This window comes from Synechococcus sp. BA-120 BA3, assembly GCF_034931285.1.
Classification (GTDB): domain Bacteria; phylum Cyanobacteriota; class Cyanobacteriia; order PCC-6307; family Cyanobiaceae; genus Cyanobium.
Genome location: NZ_JAYGHZ010000236.1, coordinates 1 through 585 on the forward strand (window position 1 = coordinate 1; position 585 = coordinate 585).

A 585-nucleotide genomic window follows, 5' to 3' on the forward strand; every position below is an offset into this window, starting at 1 on the left:
GGCGGGCCCCTGCTGGGGCCTCAGGCGGTGCCGGCGTCGAGGGAACGCTCGATCTGATCAAGGGCCTCATCGAGCGGCTCGATCGCCGTCGCCATGGCGGCGTCGCTGGCTTCGGTGCTGGGCCACTGGTGGTCGATCTGGCGGCGCAGCTGCTGCAGGCCGCCATCGATGGCCTCCAGCCGGGTGGCCAGGGCCAGCAGGCGGGCCTCCCGTTCGTCCATGCCCTGACGCGCCGCATGCAGGTTGCGGCGCAGCTGATCCACCAGCCGCCGCCGCTCGTGGCGCAGGGGACCCTCCGCTTCCCGCTGCAGGGCCTTCTCCTCCCGCGCCAGGCGGCGGGCCAGGTCCTCCGGATCGAGGCGCTGCCCGCCACCGGATTCCAGCAGGGGCCGCCGTTCCCGCAGCCGTTCCGGCAGCTGCTGCAGCCGCTCGCAGCAGAGCTGGACACTGCCCAGGGCCTCCAGGTGGCCCGGGTCGGTGAAGCGGGCCACGGCCTCCTCCCGCAACGCCAGCGCCGTCACCGCCAGGCCCCCGGCCCGCTCCAGGGCCTCCTCCAGCCCCGCATCGAGGCGCTGGTCGTGGAGC

The 585-nt window shown here is 75.0% G+C and carries 1 protein-coding gene; it reads right to left on the bottom strand.

Translation table 11 applies throughout. From position 1 onward, the window contains the following. Window positions 1-20: 20 nt before the first annotated feature. On the bottom strand, window positions 21-585 hold a 565-nt coding region (locus VB737_RS07510; RefSeq protein WP_500312283.1), incomplete at its 5' end, for a hypothetical protein.